This is a genomic window from Parasphingorhabdus sp., from assembly GCF_039982415.1.
Classification (GTDB): Bacteria; Pseudomonadota; Alphaproteobacteria; order Sphingomonadales; family Sphingomonadaceae; genus Parasphingorhabdus.
Map to the genome: position 1 here is coordinate 267,129 of NZ_JBDWYL010000006.1, position 16,874 is coordinate 284,002.

The 16,874-nt window shown below is 51.8% G+C and carries 17 protein-coding genes; 8 read left to right on the forward strand and 9 right to left on the reverse strand.

Annotated features, from left to right (window positions below):
* Positions 1-65: 65 nt before the first annotated feature.
* The 5 genes from ABJU74_RS07000 to ABJU74_RS07020 form a co-directional block, all read right to left on the reverse strand.
* Entirely contained in the window at positions 66-614 is a 549-nt protein-coding gene (locus tag ABJU74_RS07000) for a rhodanese-like domain-containing protein (protein ID WP_348383763.1), read from the reverse strand.
* A gap of 9 nt (positions 615-623) precedes the next feature.
* Entirely contained in the window at positions 624-1,565 is a 942-nt protein-coding gene (locus tag ABJU74_RS07005) for a sterol desaturase family protein (RefSeq protein ID WP_348383762.1), read from the reverse strand.
* 171 nt (positions 1,566-1,736) lie between these two features.
* Positions 1,737-5,165, reverse strand: a complete 3,429-nt coding sequence (locus tag ABJU74_RS07010) for an autotransporter domain-containing protein (RefSeq protein ID WP_348383761.1) — start codon at positions 5,163-5,165, stop codon at positions 1,737-1,739.
* 247 nt (positions 5,166-5,412) lie between these two features.
* Positions 5,413-6,327, reverse strand: coding sequence for a LysR substrate-binding domain-containing protein (locus ABJU74_RS07015; protein ID WP_348383760.1), 915 nt, complete (start codon positions 6,325-6,327; stop codon positions 5,413-5,415).
* A 184-nt stretch (positions 6,328-6,511) separates the two neighbouring features.
* Positions 6,512-7,336, reverse strand: a complete 825-nt coding sequence (locus tag ABJU74_RS07020) for a TauD/TfdA family dioxygenase (protein ID WP_348383759.1) — start codon at positions 7,334-7,336, stop codon at positions 6,512-6,514.
* Between the two features lie 86 nt (positions 7,337-7,422).
* Between ABJU74_RS07020 and ABJU74_RS07025 the strand changes: the two genes are divergently transcribed.
* Positions 7,423-8,412, forward strand: a complete 990-nt coding sequence (locus ABJU74_RS07025; RefSeq protein WP_348383758.1) for an SDR family oxidoreductase — start codon at positions 7,423-7,425, stop codon at positions 8,410-8,412.
* Here the strand turns inward: ABJU74_RS07025 and ABJU74_RS07030 are convergent, their stop codons facing one another.
* Positions 8,413-8,850: a hypothetical protein gene (locus tag ABJU74_RS07030; RefSeq protein ID WP_348383757.1), complete on the reverse strand. Its 438-nt coding sequence runs from the start codon at positions 8,848-8,850 to the stop codon at positions 8,413-8,415. It lies immediately after the preceding gene.
* Positions 8,851-8,975: 125 nt separating this feature from the next.
* On the opposite strand from ABJU74_RS07030, the gene ABJU74_RS07035 reads away from it, so the two are divergent.
* From ABJU74_RS07035 to ABJU74_RS07045, 3 genes are all read left to right on the forward strand, one after another.
* A complete protein-coding gene (locus ABJU74_RS07035; RefSeq protein ID WP_348383756.1) occupies positions 8,976-9,737 on the forward strand; it encodes a helix-turn-helix transcriptional regulator in 762 nt (253 codons plus the stop codon).
* A gap of 49 nt (positions 9,738-9,786) precedes the next feature.
* The gene (gene bla / locus ABJU74_RS07040; protein WP_348383755.1) at positions 9,787-10,767 is read left to right on the forward strand and encodes a subclass B3 metallo-beta-lactamase; all 981 of its coding nucleotides are present in this window, start codon (positions 9,787-9,789) and stop codon (positions 10,765-10,767) included.
* A gap of 69 nt (positions 10,768-10,836) precedes the next feature.
* On the forward strand, positions 10,837-11,184 hold the full coding sequence (locus tag ABJU74_RS07045; protein WP_348383754.1) for a nuclear transport factor 2 family protein: 348 nt from the start codon (positions 10,837-10,839) through the stop codon (positions 11,182-11,184).
* A 15-nt stretch (positions 11,185-11,199) separates the two neighbouring features.
* Here the strand turns inward: ABJU74_RS07045 and ABJU74_RS07050 are convergent, their stop codons facing one another.
* From ABJU74_RS07050 to ABJU74_RS07060, 3 genes are read right to left on the reverse strand one after another with little or no spacing between them, the layout of a single operon-like run.
* Positions 11,200-11,529: a hypothetical protein gene (locus ABJU74_RS07050; protein ID WP_348383753.1), complete on the reverse strand. Its 330-nt coding sequence runs from the start codon at positions 11,527-11,529 to the stop codon at positions 11,200-11,202.
* 9 nt (positions 11,530-11,538) lie between these two features.
* A complete protein-coding gene (locus tag ABJU74_RS07055) occupies positions 11,539-11,688 on the reverse strand; it encodes a hypothetical protein (RefSeq protein WP_348383752.1) in 150 nt (49 codons plus the stop codon).
* Between the two features lie 23 nt (positions 11,689-11,711).
* Complete coding sequence (locus ABJU74_RS07060; protein ID WP_348383751.1) at positions 11,712-11,921, reverse strand: DUF1674 domain-containing protein; 210 nt, start codon at positions 11,919-11,921, stop codon at positions 11,712-11,714.
* An 83-nt stretch (positions 11,922-12,004) separates the two neighbouring features.
* Between ABJU74_RS07060 and ABJU74_RS07065 the strand changes: the two genes are divergently transcribed.
* The 4 genes from ABJU74_RS07065 to ABJU74_RS07080 all read left to right on the forward strand — a co-directional run bounded on the left by ABJU74_RS07065 (position 12,005) and on the right by ABJU74_RS07080 (position 16,870).
* Entirely contained in the window at positions 12,005-12,913 is a 909-nt protein-coding gene (locus tag ABJU74_RS07065; RefSeq protein WP_348383750.1) for a M48 family metalloprotease, read from the forward strand.
* Between the two features lie 90 nt (positions 12,914-13,003).
* On the forward strand, positions 13,004-14,308 hold the full coding sequence (locus tag ABJU74_RS07070; RefSeq protein ID WP_348384026.1) for a transcription antitermination factor NusB: 1,305 nt from the start codon (positions 13,004-13,006) through the stop codon (positions 14,306-14,308).
* A 112-nt stretch (positions 14,309-14,420) separates the two neighbouring features.
* Positions 14,421-15,083 carry a ribulose-phosphate 3-epimerase gene (rpe, locus tag ABJU74_RS07075; RefSeq protein ID WP_348383749.1) on the forward strand — a complete coding sequence of 221 codons (663 nt, stop codon included), beginning with the start codon at positions 14,421-14,423 and terminating at the stop codon, positions 15,081-15,083.
* Positions 15,080-16,870, forward strand: coding sequence for a heparinase II/III family protein (locus ABJU74_RS07080; RefSeq protein ID WP_348383748.1), 1,791 nt, complete (start codon positions 15,080-15,082; stop codon positions 16,868-16,870). Before rpe ends, ABJU74_RS07080 begins: the two co-directional genes overlap by 4 nt.
* Positions 16,871-16,874 lie beyond the last annotated feature (4 nt).

Below are 16,874 nucleotides of genomic sequence, written 5' to 3' on the forward strand. Positions count from 1 at the left end.
TATCGGTCGTATATTTGCCGCGTGTGCGTTGATGAAATTTTCTGTTGTCGCTGAATAATATGCGATCAATATTTCGTATATTCCTGATTTGAAACCAACCGTCCCCACGCCGCATTATAGGGATGCACAAAGCGCGTGGTTTGACCTTTTTCTGCAAAAAGTGGTCGGTTTTCGTTGTGCCATTTAAAAATACCGCCCTCGAGATTATAGGCCGACCGTGCGCCGGAAGACAGTAATATATCTTGAGTCCGATCAGCCAAACGGGAAGAGCGCTGTCCAACGGAACAGTAGAATATAGCGGTCTTCCCTTTGACCAATGCGGAAAATTTCTCGTCAAATTCTGCGCGCGAAATATCAGGATCTACACGTACCGCATTTTCTAGGTGGCTAACGCTATATTCCGACTTTTTCCGGACATCAAACAGGATGATATCTTCCGCCGCGAACGCCGACAAACGGTCGCCGTCAATATGCGCGACGGTTTCAAACTGCTGAACAATGCCATTATGGACTTTCACCAAATCGGAACTGTCGCTGCGCAGCACAACATAGCCAGCGAGCAAAGCCGGACAGCATAATGTCAAAAATAGCGCAATTTTCCCTTTATGCTTCATGGCGCGCTCCTAATGTTCACGGCGAAAGGGGCGAAAAATATAATCGCGCCAAGACCGAAGCGGAACATAGCCATCAATGCCCGTCTCGGGAAATTCACCATTGGCAGGCATATATTGCGTGCCGAAAATGCGATCGAAAAAGGAAAAGAAAGACGCATAGTTTTTACCAATATGGCGCGTGTCGCGCGTATGATGCTGATGATGATAAACATTATCCGCAATAATGTGACGCAGCGGCGCGGGAAAAGACAATGCGGGGGCATCGGAATGCATATAATAGTTGGAGATGATATAGAATGTCGTGACCAGCATGATGTGCGGCTGTGGTGCATCCACCCACAGGACAAGCGGTATCGTGATCAGCATGATATACAAAATATCTTGGCCAAAATGCGAATAGCTGCGCGCTGCGTTAAGCCGTTCAATTTGATGATGAATGGCGTGAAATCGCCACAGAAAATCGAAAAAATGTAAGGCTCTGTGCAGCCAATATTCCATAAAGCCCAAAATCAAAAGATAGACGAGCGGAAAAATCACCAGAAATGGGCCTAAATCCGACGCCGTCCAAAGGGACGTCGCATCCTGGGTTCGCAACAGATAAAAAGCCGAGCCCTGAACCAATATGGAAATGGTCAGCGCGGTCACACTAAAAATAATGCCTTCCTGATAGCGTTTGCGAAAATCACTAAACCCCAATTGACGCCATTCAATGGCAATGAACAGCCCAGCCACCGCCAGAAATGTCATGACACCATTGGCAACTGACAATAACACATCCGCCGCCAACCCCTCAATGGCGCGCGATTGCAACGCAAACCACAAGGCTTCCTGCACTTGATCCACCAGATAGAGCAGACATTCTGCAACAACCAAAAGAACAGCAAATATCACGATAAAACTGACAAAGCTGGTCGTTTGGGATGAAGCGGCAGCGCTATCAACAGTTTTCACAATTGCTTTCCATCCTTTAACTGGGCGCGGTTTGACGGCCTTTTCGATATTCGCGGTCGCGTAGGGCTATGTTACACAAGGGAACAAATTTTTTGCAACCACCGATCAAAAAAAGCCGACTGATATTTCTACCAGCCGGCTTTTTCCGGACGAAACAGATTGGTTTCTTACTCAGAACTCAAAACGAACCTTCACTCCGCCTGAATGGGATTGGTAGTCAGATGCGAAACGCCCCTGATACTCAGCACCGATACTAAACCCATTTTTGCTGACCAGATTGATTCCGGCACCCAAATCAAAGCGGGATTGAGAAGATTCATCCGCGATCAATCGGAAATTGTCCAAACCGCCATTGAAGCTGCCGTTCACGCCAAAACCATCGCCAATAAGATCATAGCTATACCCGATATTGGCAAAGGGAATGACGGACAGGTCTTTGGCATCATCCGCTTTTCCAGACAGTCTCAAACCGAGGCTGGCTTCCAGAAATTCTGCACGGTCTGTATCCAGAGTCAGACCCAATCCGCCATTTTCTGTGAAGCTATCCTGGGACAGGCTGGCATAACGCAATCCCGCCGTTGGCGTAATCGTAAAACTTCCGGATTCCAGGCGATATCCTGATGAAAGACTAGCGATAATCCCATCGGCATCGGATTCACTGGTAATGGCATTGCCAATCGCCACACGCTGACTGTCAACATCATTGAAGGAATAGCCCAGTTCGGCATTTAAAAATGCCGCTCCGAAATCCAATCCGGCATAAGCCGAAATTTGATAGCTGTTCACGTCATTTTGTGCTGCCGCTGAACCAACGGCATCAATCTCGATATCAGCATAGTTAAGCAAGATACCGATTTTGGCATTGTCACTCAAACGCGCGTCTGCACCCAATGTGAAGCTGATAGCATCCGCATCATAGCCCAATGCACTTAGGCTATCCGCATCGCGATCGGCATTGCGATAGAAAATCTGACCCCAGATACCCGACTGGTCGCTCGACAAGCGATTGGTGAGCAATCCACTGGCGAAACGCTGCGTTTCAAATATCTCGCGCGCCACACCATCTTGTATCGCCGGCAAAAGCGACAAGGAGGTTGATTCAAAAGCCGCAACATTCACGGAATTGTTCAAGGCGTTAAACACATCCGTGGGCAAGCGATCTGCTGCTACGGCAGATGTCACCGCTGCGCCAAAGCTGTTGATATTCGCATCTGCGGATATAGCAGCCAGATCTGTCGCGGTTGGCGTGATGGTAATCGAACCCAGATCGACCGTATAGTCGAGCAAGAAATCATCATCATCCACATTAACCGTCACACCATTATTGGTGAAGGTGCCCGTTTCCGTCAAAACCGCAATCGGAGCACCAGCCACCAGATTATCGGAAGCGGTGGTTGCGATGTTGACGACACTGTCAGCGCCGAAGCTGCTGTCGCCGTCAATAGCAAGGCTATCCACGCCAAGATCGAAGTTCAATATTCCATTGGATGCAAAATTGCCGGCAACGGTCTGTGCACCAGAAACGGTCAGTGTAGCGCCATCAGCAACTGTCACATTGACATTATTGCTGATATTGCCCGCCAGAACCGAATTGCCTGCCGCAAAATTGAGACTGTCTGCGAATGCCGAACCAATAAAGTCGCCATCGAGTAAACCACCGGTCTGAACAAAATTCACAGCGGATAGAGCAGTCGATGCATCCACTGCACTGGCTCCGGTCAAGCTTCCACTATTGGTAAACGTCCCTGTAAAGGCGATATTCTCAATCAGCACAGCTGCTGCTGTTTCCGATGAAATCGTGCCATTGTTCACAATATCGTCGGCAACCGTCACGGTCGTTCCAGCGCCCGCGCCATTGAACAATCGCAAGCCAGCTGACGCACCCGAAGCCTGAGCAGCGCCGCGACCAGCAATGGTCCCGTCATTGGTCAAGGCAAAGCTGCGGACGTCGCCGTCATTCACACCCAATTGAAAGGATACACCCGAACCTGCAACAGCCGCATCGATTGTACCGCTATTGTTCAAGGTGAAGCCATTGGCTGTACCATCGGCATAGACCGTTCCGTTACGCTGTGCACCAGTGCCGATAATGGAGCCACTATTGTTCACGGTCAGACCATTGCCATCAATGTTCAGCGCCCGGCTGCCCGAAGAAATGGTCCCGGCATTGTTCACCGTTGCCGCAGAGAAGTCGCCGCCGCCTGCTGGTGTTGGGTTGCCGAAATACAAGCCGTTTTGAACACCGGAAATGGTTCCGCTATTTTCAATAGTGCCCGCAAAGCTTACACCGTTGACGAACCGAATACCGGCAGTGGTACCGCTATCGCCTTCTGAATCGATCGTGCCAGAGTTGACAATGTCGCCATTGAACAAGCCGGAGCTGGTGCCATCCAGAACGCCGGCATTGCGGGTCCGCTCAAAGCGCAAACCATCACCAGCAGTGGTCAAACCAGCAGCGGCTGTGCCGCGGCCTTGAATAGTACCGCTATTGTCGATGGTGAAGCTGTTGCCAGCGGCTGATAGCTCAACCGAGAAAGCCGCACCGTCATTGCCTGCACCGGCATCAATAATACCGGCATTGTTAAGCGCAAAATCCTGCGCTGTGCTGTCCGCATAGACAGTACCATTGCGCTGGTTGCCCGTGCCGATAATCTGACCATCGGCCAAGTTGTTCACGGTCAGACCATTGCCATCAATGTTCAGCGCCCGGCTGCCCGAAGAAATGGTCCCGGCATTATTAACAATGCCGCCGCTATGATCAGCATCATTGCCAAAATATAAGCCATTATTTGCGCCTGAAATGGTCGCACCTTCGGCATTGGTCAATGTCCCTTGAAAACCGATACGGTTAGCAAAACGGACACCCGCAACTGGCCCTTGTGTGGATTCCGAATCGATGACTCCGCTATTGGTGATATCACCGGCATACACATATTCTGGTGCCAATCCGGGCCCGAAAAAGCGCAGTCCGTCACCCGCTGTACCGCCGGTTGGTGCAGCTTGGCCGCGCCCTTGCAAACGACCTGCATTGGTGATGGAACCGCCGCGAGGCTGACCGCCTCCGCCCACTTCAATAGCAATAGCCGCGCCTTCAACGCCAGCATCAATAAGGCCGGTTTCGCTGTTGGTAATGGCAATATCGTTGGATGTCCGATTGCCATAGACAGCGCCGTTGCGCTGGCTGCCGGTGCCGATAATCGTTCCGTCATTATTGAGTGTTGCCTCTGTGCCATCAATATTGACCACGCGGGAATCCGCTTCGAGACGGCCAGTGGCAGCGTTGTTAATTACCGCGCCGGTTGTGCCCTGGTTAACTTGCACCGTCTGCGTCACGGCAGTGGTGCGCAGCGTGCCGGCAACGTTAACCGTGACATCATCATTATTCACGATAACCACGGGCGCAGCATCGACCGCACTGATTACACCAATACCAGCAGTGATGATTTCACCATCTGCGCCGCTTGTTACGGTGACATTATCACCATTGTCAATGACCTGCTGAGCCTGGGCCTGTGTCGACACCAAAATTGCAATAGCCGAAGATGCCGCCAGCCATTTTCTGGCTTTGGACATGTGAGTTGGATTAGGGGAATAAGTCATAATTTTTCTACCTTCTTTTTTGCGGACATCCTCATCCGCGGCATAGTGAAAATCTGAGCACCAATGCCTTCTGGGAGAGAGCAATATGGAAGGGAGTTTGCTTTGTATAATATAAGGTTTTAATGACCATCATAACCAAAAATTATGATATAAATAATTGATATTAAACAATTAAATACGAAAAGCCCGTTCAATCACTTGAACCGGCACGCCGCGCATTTCATCATGCAAATAGGGGATCTAAAGCTTAGGCAGCTGCGGTTACTCCGCGGGGCAATTGGGCTCTGATTTTATCGCACAGCGCCATCAAAATATGTTCTCTCGGACATCCTTTACGAGACAGGAAACCAATTGTCCGGCCATAAGCGGGATCATCAATATCCAGAAAATTAACCGCCGGATTGGCAGCGCCCAAAAATGTCTCGGCCAATGTCGGCACCAGCGTTAAGCCATAGCCTTGGGTTATATAATGGGTGGTGGTTAGCAAACTGGTGGCTTGCAAATCTTCCGGGACATCTGCGCCAACAAATTTATTGTGGCATAATTTCAACGCATCATCTCGCAAACAATGGTCTTCGTCCAACAGGATCATTTCTTCCTCAGGAATATCCTGCGGTGCGATATTTTGCTGATTGGCTAAGCGATGAGAATCGGAAACGGCCAGTTTGAGCTTTTCCCGAAATACCGGAGTGAAGTTGCTGGAAGGATGATCCACTGGCCCACTGACCAACGCGATATCAATCCGGCGATTTTCCAATTCGGAAATAAGCTGCTTGGTCGGCGCTTCGCGAAAGACTAGCTTCATCTCCGCGCTCAATTCCCGGACCGTTTCTGCAACATAAGGAACAATGAAAGGCGCTAAGGTCGGGAAAATCCCAATGCGCAGAGGCACAGACATCGGATCCCGATATTCCGCAGCAAAATCTTTTATTTGCCGCGCGGATTTAAGCATATCTTTAGCAGTTTCAATAATTCGATTACCCGCTTCGGTTGCCATAACCTTGTGGTTTGACCGCGCGAAAATTTCGACTCCGAGGCGTTCTTCCAGTTTTTTCACTTGAGAAGATAAGGCTGGCTGCGAAACATTACAGGCTTCTGCAGCCCGTCCAAAATTGAGATAGCGATCAATCGCAATCACATATTCAAGATCTCGTAATTTCATAGCGGCACCTTCCCTAGACATAGGGAGTTCGTGCTTTTTGAACAAAAGTTACAAATGGTCTCAAATTTAATGCGCTCAACCGCCACGAGACAACAGTACAGGGGAATATGACAAGCTGTTAATAACGCCCGATCATTACCCCAATTGCCTGTTTGAAATGGCCGCAAGAATTGCACAAAATGCCTTAGTGCAAAGGCACACCGGCAACGGTTATCCGATTCAAATAGCGCCGGTGTCCGTGATAGTCATTTAGCGCATAATGCCATGTTGATCGATTATCCCACATCGCCAACATGCCTTCTTCCCATTGCAAACGAAAATGAAATTCTGGTTGCATGATATGGGCGTAAAGTTGTGCGAGCAGCTCCTTGCTTTCATTGTCATCTATACCCACAATATTCAAAGTAAAACCCGGATTGACATATAGTCCCTTGGTCCCGGTTTCTGGATGTTTGAGAACAATTGGATGCACGGCCTCCTGCACAGCTGATTCAGTATTACCAAAACGGCCACCAAATTTTTTCTGATACTCGCTGTCTTTACCGAAAATATGGGCATTACCATGACGCGCCTGCAAGCCTTCCAAGCGGGCTTTCATATCACCATCCAAGGCATCATAGGCGGCGTGCATCCCGGCAAAAAGTGTATCCCCGCCACTAGGCGGAATTTCGAGCGCATACAAAATGGATCCCATGGCAGGAATTTCATCATAGCTATGATCGGTATGCCAACCACCGCCAATATTCATCTGCTGATCGGGTTCTTTGAGCACTTTGGCAATTTGCGGATAGCCTTCAACCGGAGTAAAAAACCGATTGATATCAATATCATTCCATCGTTCCGCAAAGATAATATGATCTTCTGGGGTTAGATTTTGGTCGCGAAAAAACAGGGCGCCATGTTCGAAAAAAGCAGAACGCAATTGTCCGAATTGCCCCTTATCCAGCGCGGTAAGATCCACTTGATCAACCATCGCGCCGACCGCATTACTGGCTTTAACAATCTCCATTTTCCTCCCCCACATATATTATGGAATAGGCTTATATCCAATTTTTGTGATAATGTTATGGTTGAAATTAACCAGGAGCCACATCGATGACCGAAATTGCGTTAAACCGCCGCCAAATGCTTGCCACTGGCGCGGCCTCTGGCCTTGCCGTGACAGCATCCCAATCCCTCGCGGCGGATGATATGGCGCCCAATCTGAAAGGCAAAGCTATACTGATCACAGGTTGCTCCTCTGGCTTCGGCTTTCTCGGTGCTCAGCTCTATGCAGACTATGGCGCCAAAGTATTCGCTACCATGCGCAATCTTCCCCGATCTGAGGCTCAAAAATTAGCAGGTGCCGTGAAAAAGGGCGCTGATCTAACAGTATTGGAATTGGATGTATTGTCGGATGAATCGGTGACCAAAGCAGTGGCTGAGGCCGAACGCCTCAACGGCGGGGCACTGGATATCGTGATCAACAATGCCGGCGTCGGCACCGGCGCACCAGTCGAACTCCAAGATATCGAAGCAATGCAACTCCTATTTGATACCAATGTCATGGGGCCACAACGGGTAGCGCGGGCGGCTTTGCCGGCCATGCGGGCGAAGAAGTCGGGAGCCATCATGAATGTATCATCCCAGCTGGGGCGGGTGATGATCCCGGGCATGGGACTATATTCGTCTACCAAATTTGCGCTGGAATCGATGAGCGAACAAATGGCTTATGAGTTAGTGCCCCATGGTATTGACGTGACCATTGTCCAGCCGGGTGGTTTCCCAACCGATATCTGGGATAATGGTAACAAGCTGACCGCCCCGATGCTTGAGCGCGCGGAGGCTGAACGCAAGGCAGCCTATCCCGAATTGGTAGCCAGTGCGCTGCGCGATGGCGGCGGCGCAACCAACCCAATGGACGTTCCGCAAGCCATGGCGCGGGTGATGGCCATGTCACCCGGGAAAAAACCGCTGAGACTGCCGGTTCACCCCGGCCGCAAACCATCACTCGCGATTAATGAGGTCAGCGGCAAAACCCAATTGGCCATGCTGGGCAATTCCCCATTTGGCCCATGGGTCAAAGACGTCCAACAGCGCGAGTAATCAAGCACTGGCCGTGGTGCGCGGTTGTTTAACAACCGTCAAAGGCAGCAGGTAAATGAATAAAAAGCCCAGATTTGGGATAATATTGACCGCATTGCCCGACGCCACGGAGGCACTGCTGTCGATGATAAACCAGGTCAAAAATGCGTAGATACTGCCTTTGCGAATACGTTCATTGCCTTGCTCTACGCCCGGCGCACTGACGAACAGATAGAACGCACCAACGCCGCCAAACAGGCCGCCGGCTATTGCCATGGCCAGCTTCGCTTCGGGGGTGTTCAATCCCGCAACGCCGTCCGTGCCGGAAGATGCAATGGCAAAAAAGATGTTATTGGCGCCGGTAAAATCATTCACTCCGGCCAGAGCGAAAAAGATGGCGGTAATAATTGAAATAACCCCAATGATTCTCATGGAGCGTGCAGCGGTTGCAGGTGACATAATCAATCTCCTTGGTTTCTCGGGCTTTAAATCGCATCGGCTGAAGGAAAACAATTACCTCTCGGGTAAGTGCGTTGCTTGTGCCACCAGTCTATCATGGGTTAATATTTGAGCAGGAGCGTTGTATGCGAACGGAATTTGGTAATATCGTCAAGGAATGGCGCAAAGTGCGCCGCTTCAGCCAACTCGACCTGTCTCTCGAAGCCAATATGTCCGCGCGGCATCTCAGCTTTTTGGAATCTGGTCGCTCCAATCCCAGCCGAGAAATGGTGTTGCGCCTTTCCGAAGCGTTGCAATTGCCGCGGCCACTGGCCAATCAAGCCTTGCATGCCGCTGGCTTCGCACCCGTTTATCCAAGCCTACCCGATGATGCACCGGAACTTGCTCCGGTGCATCAAGCCATGGCGACAATGCTGGACCGTCACGATCCCTATCCCGGCATTGTCGTTGATCGATACTGGAATGTGGTGCGAGCCAATCAGGGCGCTGGATTGCTGCTCTCGCTGACGGACAATCCAGAAAATGTGAACATGATGGATGTGCTTATTGACGGCGCGGAGAGGAACTTGATCGAAAACTGGGAAGAAGTCGCAGTGCTCTCGCTCGCGCGATTGCGCACGGAAATATTGGAACTTGGCGGTGATGAGAAATTATCCGCCTTGATGCAACGTGTTGCCGAACTCGAGCGGGTAAAAAATATCGATATTGGTTCGATCAACCTCAATCAGGCCGTCATTCCAACCATTTTGAAACTAGGCGAAACCCGCTTGTCCTTATTTTCAACCATATCCCAATTTGGTTCTGTTCAGGACACCCGAGCTGGTGAAATGCGTGTCGAACTGATGTTCCCAATTGATGAGGATACCGTTCAGTTTTTCGAAAGGTAAAAACTGGCAATTCGCGCGTCAAAATTGGCTTGAGGGAGAATGATCCAATATGAAGATGCGCTTAGCCGGCTTGACCCTTTTGACATTCTCAGCTTGCACCGCCACTTCGGACAACCTGAACAGCGCCGCGCAAGGTGGCGACGTGGAAACGGCCTCTGCAGCCCGCACACTTGCTGAGAATAAAGTCAGTACCGACGCGCTTGCAAAATGGCGAAGCGGCAATCCAAGCTGGTATGCACCGGTTCCTCCGTTTCAGCTGATCGGCGACAAAGGTGCCGGCGTATATTATGTGGGCACCAAGAGTCTGGGAATGTTTTTCATTCCCACGTCACAAGGTCATATTGTTATCGACGGCGGGATGCCGGACCAAGGCACAATGGTCGCCGATGCCATTGTCCAATTGGGTTATGATCCCAAGGATATCAAAATCTTGCTCAATAGCCATGCGCATCTTGACCATTCCGGCGGACTGGCGGCGCTCAAAGCGATGAGCGGTGCCCAACTTGTCGCCAGTGAAGGTGACCGGTCTGCATTGGAAGGGGGATTTTATCTGGGTTCGGAAGAGGATGTTTATCTTTTCGCGCCACCGGTCAAAGTGGATCGAATCATTGATGATCGTGAAACCGTCACGCTTGGCGATGTCACGTTGACCGCCCATTTGCATCCCGGCCATACGCGCGGATGCACGTCTTGGATGATGACCGCGGAACAATCCGGGCAATCATATGAACTGCTCTTTTTCTGCTCGGCAACCGTGGCTGCAAACCGCCTGATCGACCCGCCGCAATATGAAAATATTGTCGATGACTACCGGCTTACTTTTGCGAAAGCCCGCAAACTCAAACCGGATGTTTTTCTCGCCAATCATCCTGGTTTTTTTGGTTTGTCCAAAAAACGGCAAATGCAAAAGGCGGGAAATCCTCTCGCTTTTGTAGATGATCAGCATTTTGGGCGCTTTATTGTGAGATCGGAACAAGCTTTTGAAGCGGCGCTGGCGAAACAAACCGCTGCCGCTCAATCCCGGCGCTAGTGAAAAAGAGGATTGCACAAAGCCAAAGGCTCAATCACATTTGGACGATCGATTAGAGAGGAAGATGTTGTGGCCAGCGCAAAACAAGTGATCGAGACATTTTGGAAAATTCAAAATGATCATGACTATACCCGACTCAGTCCGTTATTTGCCGATGATGCAATATTTGAAGATCCATCCATCGGCAAAGTTGAAGGCAAGCCAGCTATTGATAAATTGCTGGCAGAACTGACCAAGCAATTGGCCGACAAAAAAATGCATTTTGAAGTGCTCGAAATTGCCGGGGACGAGCATGTGGCTTGGTCGCGGTGGCTGTGGAAACGGCCCGACGGCGATATTGAAGGTGTCGGTTTGTATAAAATTGCCAATGGCCAGTTAACTTCTTATCGCGATTTTTACACCGCGCCCGAAGACTGACGAACCGCTCGCCTTTTACTCCTGCGGTTGAATATCATCAGGATAAGGATTGCGGGAAATTAAGCCCCAGGAACTATTGTTAGACAGGCTCTGCCGCGCGTCGATTTCAATCAACAATTCCTTGGTCTTAATAATATCCGCACCCACTGCTGAAGATAATGTTTCAATATTGCGCCACTTATATTTTTCTCCGCTCAGCAATAGCTGCAAACGCTCTTTGCGCTTATCATCCAATCGATATTCCCGGCGCTTAGCCAGCCAATGAGTGAGAAACACCGTGGCCAGCGATGCAACCGCACCCACAACTGTACCTAGAATAACAGCAATTTCAGCACTTACGGTCATCGCTATCCTTTAAAAAGCCACCGAACGATCGCCGCGCTGAACCATTTTTTGTTCACCCACAGCAACGCCGGTCGGTCCATCCGGCAAAAGCATCCAGAGCCGATAGAAAATGCCTCCGGCAATGGCGATCACAGACAAAATTCCGAAACTATAATTCATCAATTGTCCCCGAAAATTGACCGTTAAAAGTCGATTGCCAGCCCTTTATGCTCCCAGTCACCATAGCGGGTCGGGCCGTGTTTCTCTATGATTTCCTCCGCTTTGTCGAGCGGGTCGGGTTCCGGCAATGGGGGGTTTTTGGACAAATGAGCGGGGGCTTTGATATGTTTGGGGCGTTCGCCAGCTTGCCTTTCGGGTGCGGCCTGATCAGCTTTTCTATCGGTTTGCGCCATATAATCTATGCCCTATCATTTGAAAAAACCCGCCTCAAACCCTATATTGAAGGAGAACCCACGATAATCAAGCGAGTAAAACCATGAATTTCCTGAAGACCACTATGCTGCTGGCTGCTTTGACCGCATTGTTCATGGTCATGGGCTTTTCTCTCGGCGGACCGCGGGGAGCAATATTGGCGCTTTTGGTTGCTGCCGGGATGAACCTGTTCACCTATTGGAATGCCGATAAGATTGTGCTGAAAATGCACAATGCCATAGAGGTTGATAACACAAGTCATCCGGAATTTTATACGATGGTGGAACGATTGGCACAGCAGGCACAGCTGCCCATGCCAAAAGTCTATATTGTCGACCAAGCGCAGCCCAATGCCTTTGCCACCGGGCGCGACCCGGAAAACTCGGCGGTCGCTGCGACAACCGGTTTGCTCAACATGCTGAGCTATGACGAGATAGAAGGCGTGATGGCACATGAGCTGGGCCATGTGAAAAACCGCGACACGTTGATTATGACAATGGTCGCAACCATTGCTGGCGCTGTCTCCATGCTAGCAAATTTTGGAATGTTTTTCCGCAGCAATCGCGGTCTAGCAGGAATTTTAGCGGTATTCATTGCGCCTTTTGCGGCCATGATTGTCCAAATGGCGATCAGCCGTACCCGGGAATTTGGCGCCGACAAAGCCGCGGCGGATATTAGTGGCAAACCTTTGGCACTGGCGTCAGCGCTGCACAAAATCTCCGGTCAAGCGCAACGCATTGCGAACCCGGTTGCCCAGCGCAACCCAGCCGCAGCACAGCTTTATATTGTTCCAGCCGGTGTCAAACAGATGTTTTCCACTCATCCAGCGACAGAAGATCGCATCGCAGCGCTCCAACAAATGGCCGATCAGGGTGGGTCGGGAAGAGGTGATGGCTGGTCCTCCAATGCGGATGAAATTGGTGATATGGGAAGACTGAAACGCAAACGCAGCGCGCTCGACCCCACACGATAATATTGATCTGGCGCAGGAAATAGCGCAAAGGCTCCGCTAATTGCGGGAGCCCATCGCCCGTACCATCATCTTGACAGGGCGGAAGATGGCATCCGCCCGCGCAGGAACGAACCAATTTCAAACGACAAAAAAACTCCCGGTCTTCCCGCACGAACCGCCGCTCTGCGGTTGCTCGATGCTGTTTGTCGGCGCGGTGAAACCCTCGATCAAGCGATGGCCGGCGCAATCGCGAAACTGCACAATCCTTCGGATCGTTCGCTAGCGCATAATATTGCAGCCAATGTTTTGCGATGGATGACCGCGCTCGATGCAATGATCGATAGCGCCACCCGCAAACGGCTTCCCGACGATGCCAAGGCCCGCATGGCATTACGGATCGCTCTGGTACAAGTCTTGGTACTGGAAACGCCGCAACATGCTGCCATCGCAACCGCTTTACCGCTTGTCCATGGCGGACCCAGACGATTGGTACATGGTGTCTTTTCTACCGTTATGCGGGGGTTGGAGACAGGCAAGCTAGCGCTTCCTGAATATCCGCAATTGCCGGGAGAAACCTGGGATCGGTGGGTCGACCGATGGGGCGAGGAAACTGCCCTTGCGGCCGGACAGGCCTGGTCCCAGCCTCCACCACTTGATCTTAGCTTCCGCGATGATAAGCAAAATTCACTCGACGGTGAAACGCTGGCTGACCGGCATGTGCGCATGACATCAGGCCAGTCGGTGACGACATTGCCGGATTTTGATGGCGGCCGGTTCTGGGTACAGGATCTCGCGGCGTCCTTGCCCGCTCGCCTATTGGGCGATGGCACCGGCAAAACCATATTGGATCTTTGTGCAGCGCCTGGCGGGAAAACCATGCAATTGGCGGCGGCGGGATGGACCGTCCAAGCCATTGATAGCAGCGCCAAACGGCTTGATCGTCTGCGGGAAAATCTAGCGCGGACACAGCTTGATGCCGAGATTATCACTGCAGACCTTATGCAATGGGCGCCATCCGAACCGGCCGATGCGCTGTTGCTAGACGCCCCCTGTAGCGCCACGGGTATTTTTCGCCGCCATCCGGACGTGCTTCACTGTATCGGAGCGCACCAAATAGCCGACCGCGCAGAGGTTCAGAAAATGCTCCTCAACCGTGTAGCGCCCTGGGTCAAACCCGGCGGGCAATTGGTCTATGCGGTCTGTTCTCTCGAACCGGAAGAGGGAGAAGATCAAATGGACGAATTTCTCGATAGCCATCCTGACTATCGCTTGATTCCCATCACCCAGGATCAGTTGCCCCCAGCCATTGCGCCCACCGCTGAAGGCTATATTCGCACCTTGCCCACGATGCTGGCAGACAAAGGCCATTGCGATGGGTTTTTCATCGCAAATTTGCGGCGCAAAGACAGAACTTAAGTTAAAATCCAGCCTGTCCCCAAATTGTCCACAGGCCTTTGGTGATTGGCTTGAATCGCGCCTTGCAGGCGAGTTACAAAAACCCTAAACGCGGCGGTGTAAAGGAACCGCCATGACCAGCTCTGTTCGTATTGCTCCCTCCATCCTGTCTGCCGACTTCGCGCGCCTTGGGGAAGAAGTTCGCGCTATTGATGAGGCGGGCTGCGATTGGATCCATGTCGATGTCATGGACGGTCATTTTGTTCCCAATATCACCATTGGCCCAGCGGTTGTAAAAGCGCTGCGCCCACATAGTGCAAAGCCATTTGATGCCCATTTGATGATTTCTCCAGTGGATCAATATCTGGAAGCATTTGCCGATGCTGGCGCCGATATTATTTCCTTTCATCCGGAGGCCGGAGCCCATCCCCACCGGACCGTGCAAACCATCCAGGCACTGAACAAAAAAGCCGGGTTGGTTCTCAACCCAGCCACGCCGCTGGATATTCTCGATTATCTCATTGAAGATCTCGATCTGATTTTGGTGATGAGCGTCAATCCTGGCTTTGGCGGGCAATCGTTTATCGATAGCCAGCTGCGCAAAGTCGAAGCCATCCGTCGCCGCATCGATGCCACCGGCAAAGATATTCGCTTGGAAGTGGATGGCGGCATTGATTTGAAGACCGCTCCGCTGGCCATTGCCGCGGGCGCAGACACTTTGGTTGCTGGCACGGCGACTTTCCGTGGAGGGCCCGATCATTATGCGGCCAATATCAGCGGCCTGAGGGGTGAATGAGCGCAGATTCATCTGACAATCGCGATCCTTCAGACGATCCTGGCGCCGGCGTAAATCGATATAGCGGCGAAGAAAGTGAAGCGCCTGAAGGCCGCAGTCTTACATTGCGAGCAGATGGCGATAGAGGGCAATCTCTCGCCGAACAAACCGCGCTGCTTTACTATCGAATGACGTGGCGCATGCCACTGCATCGTTTGCGGCTATCAGGAAAATTGCCATTGCGCTTGCTTGCCGTGCCGGTCGATCCTGTCGATGGCGACCGCGTGCAAGGCACAGCCGTCCGGGCTGGCCACTTCCTGTTTCGCGGGCTGAAAAAGAAACTCGAAGGGATTGATTTTGCCGATCTGAAGTTGCCGCCAGCATTTGAAGATTATGTCCATCGCTTCCAATGGCTGCGCGATCTCGATACAGCCGCATCGCGGGATCAAGCCTTGCCCGTGGCTGAGAAACTGATGAATGATTGGCTTGATGCCAATGGCAAGAAAATCAGGCAACCGGCCTGGCGCCCTGACAATTGCGGCTGGCGCTTGTTAATTTGGGCCAGCCATGCACCGCTCATCTTGTCCTCCAGCGACCTGATTTATCGCTCCAAGGTGCTCAACAATATCGCCCGCACGGCCCGCCATCTTGACCGGACCGCCGACAAAGCCACGTCGAGCCTGGGGCGTCTGGTCGCATGGAGCGGTGTTGTCGCAGCATCGCTTCTCATCCCAGAAGGCCGGGTTAGACGCATTGTTGGCGAAGCCGGCCTGGAAAAAGCAATGGGAGAGTTTTTCTACGCGGATGGAGGATCTGTTTCACGCTCTCCGCTCAATCAGATGGACGCCGTAATCTTGCTGTCGATGCTCAAGCAAGTCTATCTCGCCCGCGAAGAAGATGCGCCGGAATTTTTGGAAAATGCTCTCGCTAAAGCCGTGCCGCCGCTCACTGGCCTCACCCATTACGATGGCAGCATGGGCAATTGGCAAGGCGGCGGTGCGACCAATGCCAAACAAGTGGAACAGGTTATCGAAGCCAGCGGCATTCGGGCTCGCCCGCTCCGCCAAGCGCGGGACTGGGGCTATCAACGGGTTTCATCAGGCCGGTCTGCGTTGATATTGGACGCCGCGCCGCCGCCTATTGCGCGCATGGCGGTTGCCGGGTGCGCATCAACCTTGGCGTTTGAAATGTCCAATGGCGACAATCGGATCATCGGCAATTGCGGCGGGGCTGGGCTAGTGGGCGCCACCATACCGGCATCGCTGGCTCGCGGCCTGCGCACGACGGCTGCCCATAGTACTTTGTGCATAGATAACAGCAACAGCACTTCGATTTTGCCGGATGGCAAATTGGGCCGCGGAGTCAATGAAGTCGAACTGTTCCGCCGTGATGTGGAAAATGCCACCCGTCTGGAGGCCAGTCATGATGGTTATGCCCGGCGATTTGGCCTCGTGCATAAACGCTTGCTGCTGATGCGGTCTGATGGACTCGAACTGCGCGGTGAAGATATGCTTATTCCCGATGGCCGGAAACGGCGGCGCAAGAAAAAGGATGTCGAATATGCGCTGCGCTTTCATCTGGGCCCCGATATTGAAAGCGATTTGATCTCCGAAGGAAAAGGCGTTTTACTGCGATTGAAAGATGGCAATTTATGGCAGTTTCGTTGCACGAGCGGCGTGATTGCACTGGAAGACAGTGTGTGGGTTGATGGCATGGGCATTCCCCATGGTGTGATGCAAATGGTGATAACCGACACAGTTGGCAGCGGCGGCGGCGCAACCGGCTGGCTGCTCAAACATATGGGATAAACAC